The sequence below is a fragment of the Phenylobacterium ferrooxidans genome (genome assembly GCF_042714595.1).
In the GTDB taxonomy this organism is placed as follows: Bacteria; Pseudomonadota; Alphaproteobacteria; order Caulobacterales; family Caulobacteraceae; genus Phenylobacterium; species Phenylobacterium ferrooxidans.
The window spans coordinates 38,730-44,748 of record NZ_JAOTJD010000043.1 but is presented as its reverse complement, the minus strand read 5'-3'; the positions used below and the strand labels follow the sequence as shown (position 1 = coordinate 44,748).

7 protein-coding genes and 1 tRNA gene are annotated in these 6,019 nt (G+C 67.3%); 7 read left to right on the top strand and 1 reads right to left on the bottom strand.

What is annotated here, in order from left to right:
- Positions 1-131 precede the first annotated feature (131 nt).
- Positions 132-1,331, top strand: a complete 1,200-nt coding sequence (locus OCL97_RS18730; RefSeq protein ID WP_377371299.1) for a GNAT family N-acetyltransferase — start codon at positions 132-134, stop codon at positions 1,329-1,331.
- Between the two features lie 38 nt (positions 1,332-1,369).
- On the opposite strand, the gene OCL97_RS18725 is transcribed toward OCL97_RS18730, so the two are convergent.
- On the bottom strand, positions 1,370-1,543 hold the full coding sequence (locus OCL97_RS18725; RefSeq protein WP_304775603.1) for a hypothetical protein: 174 nt from the start codon (positions 1,541-1,543) through the stop codon (positions 1,370-1,372).
- 186 nt (positions 1,544-1,729) lie between these two features.
- Between OCL97_RS18725 and OCL97_RS18720 the strand changes: the two genes are divergently transcribed.
- The 6 genes from OCL97_RS18720 to OCL97_RS18695 all read left to right on the top strand — a co-directional run bounded on the left by OCL97_RS18720 (position 1,730) and on the right by OCL97_RS18695 (position 5,685).
- Positions 1,730-1,805: transfer RNA gene (locus OCL97_RS18720), tRNA-Trp, on the top strand.
- 66 nt (positions 1,806-1,871) lie between these two features.
- The gene (gene secE / locus OCL97_RS18715) at positions 1,872-2,177 is read left to right on the top strand and encodes a preprotein translocase subunit SecE (RefSeq protein ID WP_304775601.1); all 306 of its coding nucleotides are present in this window, start codon (positions 1,872-1,874) and stop codon (positions 2,175-2,177) included.
- Positions 2,178-2,182: 5 nt separating this feature from the next.
- Complete coding sequence (gene nusG, locus OCL97_RS18710) at positions 2,183-2,755, top strand: transcription termination/antitermination protein NusG (RefSeq protein ID WP_304775598.1); 573 nt, start codon at positions 2,183-2,185, stop codon at positions 2,753-2,755.
- Positions 2,756-2,866: 111 nt separating this feature from the next.
- Positions 2,867-3,298: a 50S ribosomal protein L11 gene (gene rplK, locus OCL97_RS18705; protein WP_304775596.1), complete on the top strand. Its 432-nt coding sequence runs from the start codon at positions 2,867-2,869 to the stop codon at positions 3,296-3,298.
- A gap of 3 nt (positions 3,299-3,301) precedes the next feature.
- The gene (gene rplA / locus OCL97_RS18700; RefSeq protein WP_377371298.1) at positions 3,302-3,991 is read left to right on the top strand and encodes a 50S ribosomal protein L1; all 690 of its coding nucleotides are present in this window, start codon (positions 3,302-3,304) and stop codon (positions 3,989-3,991) included.
- A gap of 125 nt (positions 3,992-4,116) precedes the next feature.
- Positions 4,117-5,685, top strand: a complete 1,569-nt coding sequence (locus OCL97_RS18695) for an alkaline phosphatase D family protein (RefSeq protein ID WP_377371297.1) — start codon at positions 4,117-4,119, stop codon at positions 5,683-5,685.
- Positions 5,686-6,019 lie beyond the last annotated feature (334 nt).

Genomic DNA, 6,019 nt, shown 5'->3' with positions numbered 1-6,019 from the left:
GTCGAGTAGGCTCCAGCCTCTCAGCCAAGATCAGGGCCGTCCGGGGAAACCCGGGCGGCCCTTTTCTCTGCGCGGTTGTGGAATACACGTTCTTTACCGGTCACGCTTAACGTCTGCGCCGAATGGTGAGGATGAGTAGGGCGATGGTGCCGGACCTGAGCGTGCAGACCTGCCGGCCGGAGGACTTGAGCGTCCCTGCGCGCGACCTGTGGTCGCGGTTCCGCGCGGCCGATCCCGCCTTCCGCAGTCCCTATTTCGATTTCCGCTACGTCCTGGCGGCCGGTGAGGCCGCACCGGAATCCCAGGTGGCGGTGATCCGACGCCGTGGCGAGATCGTGGGCTTTCTTCCCTTTCAGCGCCGTGGCCGGCTGATCCAGCCGATCGCCGCGCCCCTCACCGACTATCACGGCCTGCTGTCGGCTCCGGGCGCCGCGGTGGACCTGGCCGCTGTCGTCGGGCTGCTGGGAGCCCGCAGATTCCGGTTCAGCGGCCTGGTGGGCGACGGCGGCGGCTCGCGACTCTCGTCACGCCCCGCCATGGTCGCCGATCTCTCTGACGGCTTTGAGGCCTATACCGCGCGCCGCCCGGCCGAGTTCTTCAAGGACAAGCGACGCCGGGGGCGGCGTCTGGCCGAGACCCTGGGCCCGCTCGACTTCACCTTCGACGCCGATGGGGAAGGGGTCCTGGACCTGATCTTCCGCCTCAAGCGCGCCCAGATGCGGCGCACGGGCCAGCACGACATCTTCGCCAGTCCCTGGACCATGCCCTTCCTGCGCCGGCTGTCGACCCTGGCCAGCGACGACTTCGGCCTGCGCTTCGCCACGCTGCGGGCCGGCTCCCGGATCGTGGCGGCCGAGGTGGGTTTGAGGTCAGGCAGCGCCTACCACCTCTGGTTCCCAGTCTATGATGCGGAATTCGCCCGCTATTCCCCCGGAGCCCTGATGACCCTGGAGACCCTGAGGGCGGCTCCGGACCAGGGTATCGCCACCGTCGATTTCGGACCCGCCGGAGAGGACTACAAGCGCGACTTCGCCGAACCTGGACAGCCGGTCTTCGAGGGGGACGCCACAGCCGGCGGATGGGTGGAAGCTGCGCGTGCGGCCGCCAATCTGGCCCTGGCGCATGCACCAGACCTCCGCGCGAGCATGAGCCGCGCCGGCCGACGGCTGGACAGGCGCTGGGACAGGATCACCGCCTGCGAGCCGCGGCTGGACGGACGCGCCCTCGCCGCGTCCCAGACGCTCGGCGATCTGGGCCGGCGTCACCCTAGGACCTCGATTGGCCTCGGGTTGGGACTGGGTCTCGGCCTGATGGGGCTGGTGGCGGACTAGGACGCCATGAGGGGTGGCCGACCGTCCCGCTTGGCGCCCTAGGTGGGGCTCGGCGCGCCAGGCTCGGGCTCTCCGGTGGACGGGTTGGTCAGGGTTTTGTCGTTGCGACTCGAATCCTTGCCGCCCGCGGGTTCGGTCGCGGGCCGGGGCGGGGAGGCGGGCTTCATGTCCTCGTCGCGGTTCCTGGCGGCGTTGGGGTCTACGTCTGGCATGGGATTTCCTGAGGTGGCGGCTTTCGTGGAAACGCGGGCCTGCCCCGCTTCGATCCGCGCCTGCGACTATTGCTTGGGAAGACGGCCACTGCTAAACGACCCGGCTCTAGCGATGAGCACGCGCCGGGAGCCTTTCCGGCGCGCTGTTCATTGTCCGGAGGCTGCCCTTGCCAGGGGGTGGTTCGTAGGAGTGTAGCTCAGCTGGTAGAGCATCGGTCTCCAAAACCGAGGGTCGTGGGTTCGAGTCCCTCCGCTCCTGCCAACCTATATGTGACGTCCAAGGGCGCGGAGGTCCGCCGCCCGTATGTAGAGAGTGTCGAGCGCCTAGATGGCCAGGAAACCGGGTTCCACGCCGCAAGCGATGAAGAACCGCGCCGCCAAGACGGCGGCGGCGATCGCGCCTGCCTCGGCCCTGGCGCAGGCCGCGCCGAAGAAGAAGACCAGCCCCGGCCAGTTCTTCCGGGAAGTCCGCGCCGAGGGGCGCAAGATCACCTGGACCACCCGCAAGGAGACCTGGATCACCTCGGTGATGGTCGGGATCATGGTGGTGCTCGCCGCGATCTTCTTCTCCCTGGTGGATGGGGCCCTGACCCTCGCCATGGCCTTCCTCCTCAAGCTCGCGAACGCGGGATAGTCGAAATGAACGCTGAAACCCCCGAAGTCGCCGTCGCCGCCAATCCCCACCACAAGTGGTATATTGTGCACGCCTATTCGAATTTCGAAGGCAAGGTGAAGGACTCGATCCTAGAGCAGGCCAAGTCCCAGGGACTGGCGGAGAACTTCTCCGAGGTCCTGGTCCCGACCGAAGCCGCCACCGAAATCCGCCGCGGCCGCAAGATCGACGTCCAGCGCAAGTTCTTCCCTGGCTACGTCCTGGTGAAGATGGAGCTGACCGACGAAGCCTACCACCTCATCAAGAACACTCCGAAGGTCACCGGTTTCCTGGGCAGCCAGAACAAGCCGATGCCCGTCTCGGAAAAGGAAGTCGCCCGGATCATCGGCGCCATTGAAGAAGGCGTCGAGCGGCCCAAGCCCACGATCCAGTTCGAGATCGGGGAACAGGTCCGCGTCACCGACGGTCCGTTCGCCAGCTTCAACGGCTCGGTCGAACAGGTGGACGAGGAACGCTCTCGCCTGCGCGTGACGGTGTCCATCTTCGGACGCGCCACGCCGGTCGAGCTCGAATACAGCCAGGTCGAAAAGACGACCTGACTGGCGCCGCCGCTTCCCGCATTCGCGGGGAGGGGCTTTTAAAACCGTGGGAGGCCCAGCCAGGGTCGGACCACGGCTCAACAGACCGGACGTCCGGTCAAAGAGGAGAACATGGCCAAGAAAATTCTGGGCTATATCAAGCTGCAGGTGCCCGCGGGCTCCGCAACGCCTTCGCCGCCCATCGGGCCGGCTCTGGGTCAGCGCGGCGTCAACATCATGGGCTTCTGCAAGGAGTTCAACGCCCGCACCGAGAAGGAAGTCAAAGGCACGCCCCTGCCGACGGTGATCACCGTCTATCAGGACAAGTCCTTCACCTTCATCACCAAGACCCCGCCCGCGACCCACTTCATCAAGGAAGCGCTCGGCCTGAAGTCCGGCTCCAAGGCGCCTGGCCGTGACACGGCCGGCTCGATCAGCCGCGCCCAGCTGCGCGACATCGCCGAGAAGAAGATGAAGGACCTCAACGCCAATGACGTTGAGTCCGCCGCCAAGATCATCGAGGGCTCCGCCCGCTCGATGGGTCTTTCGATCGTGGAGGCCTAAGACATGGCTAAGCAAGCCAAGCGCATCCAGGCCTGGACCGGCGACCGTCTCGCCAACCACGCTGTCACCGACGCCGTCAAACTGGTGAAGGCCAACGCCACCGCCAAGTTCGACGAAAGCATCGAGATCGCCGTCAACCTGGGCGTCGACCCGCGCCACGCCGACCAACAGGTCCGCGGCGTGGTCAACCTGCCCTCCGGCACCGGCCGCGACGTCCGCGTCGCCGTCATCGCCAAGGACGCCAAGGCTGCTGAAGCCACCGCGGCCGGCGCCGACATCGTCGGCGGCGAAGAGCTGGTGGAACGCATCCAGGGCGGCTTCATGGAGTTCGACCGCGTGATCGCCACGCCGGACATGATGGCCCTCGTCGGCCGTCTGGGTAAGGTGCTGGGCCCGCGCGGCCTGATGCCGAACCCGCGCGTCGGCACGGTGACCCCCAACGTCGGTCAAGCCGTGAAGGACGCCAAGGGCGGCGCCATCGAGTTCCGCACCGAGAAGACCGGGATCATCCACGCCGGCATCGGCAAGGCGAGCTTCACCGAAGACGCCCTGCTGGCCAACGTGCGCGCCCTGGTCGACGCCCTGAACAAGGCCAAGCCCTCGGGCGCCAAGGGCATCTACATCAAGCGCATCAGCCTCTCGTCCACCATGGGCCCGGGCTTCAAGGTCGACACCACCTCCGTCGGCGCCTGAGCCGGCCTGGCTGACTAAACGACGGCGGGCGGGTCCTCCACGGGGCCCGCCCGTTTTCGTTGGCGTTGGCATTCTGTCGTGATCGCCGCCTAGTCTCTCCCCCGAGTCACCGGGGAGGGCTGTGCATGAGCCTCTACATTCCATCCATCGCGCGCCGTCAGCTGCTGCGCGGGGCCGCCAGCCTGGCCGGTCTGGCCCTGGCGCCGGCCGCCATCGGCGGGGGGATGTTTGCCTCGCCGTCCCTGGCCGACAATCCCTTCAGCCTCGGTGTGGCTTCCGGGGAGCCCGAGGCTGACGGCGTCGTGCTCTGGACCCGGCTTGCGCCCAAGCCCTTCGAACCCGACGGCGGAATGCCGCCCGAGCCGGTGGCGGTGGCCTGGGAAGTGGCCGAGGACCAGTCCATGCGTAAGGTGGTGCGCTCCGGAAAGGCGCTGGCCAGGCCCAACGCCGGCCATTCGGTCCATGTCGAGGTTGGGGGTCTGAAGCCCGGGCGGGAGTACTGGTACCGTTTCACGGCCGTCGGCGCTCAGAGCCCGGTGGGCCGTACCCGCACGGCCCCGGCCAGGGGTGCGGTGGTCGATCGCCTGCGCCTCTGCTTCGCGTCCTGCCAGAAGTATGAGGCGGGGTTCTACTCCGCCTACGCTCACATGGTGGAGGAGGCGCCGGACCTGATCCTGTTCCTCGGCGACTACATCTACGAGGGCAATCCCGGCAGCAAGGGCGCGGTGCGGCTGCACGCCAACCCCGAGCCCAAGGACGTGGCCGGATATCGCGTCCGCTACGCCACCTATAAATCCGACCCCCTGCTGCAGGCCGCTCACGCCATCGCCCCCTGGATGGTGACCTGGGACGATCACGAGGTCGCCAACGACTACGGGGCCGATCGCGACCAGGACAGTTTTGACCCCGCCGGTTTCCTGCGCCGCCGGGCCGCGGCCTATCAGGTCTATTACGAGCACATGCCCCTGCGGCGCCGCGCGGCGCCCGTCGGTCCCGACATGCTGCTTTACCGCGCCCTGGACTGGGGAAGCCTCGCCCAGATCCAGATGGTGGACGACCGCCAGTATCGCGACGGCAAGCCCTGTCAGCCGGCCGGACCGCCCAAGCGCGGAAAGCTGATCGGCGACTGCGAGGAACGCCGCGACCCCACACGCTCGATCCTGGGCAAGCCGCAGGAAGCCTGGCTGCTCGACGCCCTGGCCAGCTCCAAGGCCCAGTGGAACCTGCTGGCCCAGCAGACCTTGATGGCCGAGCTGCAACTGGGCGACCCGGCCCAGCAGACGACGCGCTTCTATTCCAGCGACGGCTGGGACGGCTACCCTGCCAATCGCGCGCGTATCGTGGAGCGCTGGCGCGAGGCCAAGGTTTCCAACCCCATCGCACTTGGCGGCGACATCCACGCCTTCGCCGCCGCGAATCTCACCGAGACCCTGGATGGTCCGCCGGTCGCAGCCACCTTCGTCGGCGGCTCCATTTCCTCCCTCGGCGGAGAGAGCGACGTCTTCGCGGCGAAGAACCCGCATATCAAGCAATTCGACGGCAAGGTTCGCGGCTATGGCCGACTGGACCTGACCCCCAAGGACTCGCGGATGACCTTCCGGACGGTGGAGAACGCCCTTGTGGCCACTTCGCCGATCCGCGACCTGGCGAGCTTCGCCCTGGAGAATGGGCGGCCCGGCGTCCATCGGGCCTGACCCCAGGGTTTGACCTTCGGGCGCGGCTCGTGTAGAGCCCGCCCCTCTAAAGTTTCGCCTCTCCGCAAGGGGAGGTGGGCTCGAGGCCTTCGGGCCTCGATCCTGTCCATGAACTGCGGGGTCGCCGGGGTCACCGGTGACCGTAACGCGAGGAAGAGCCCTTCCTCAGCCGCGGGGAGACGGGAAGATGACGCCTCATCGACCATTCGTTTCGAATGGGCGCGCAGGCTGCGGCTTCTCTCGGACAGGCTGATCGGCCGCGTGGGTTTCCCTCGCAACGATCATCTATGCGGTCGCCGGAATCGTCTGGCGGCTGGACCTGAGTATGGAGACC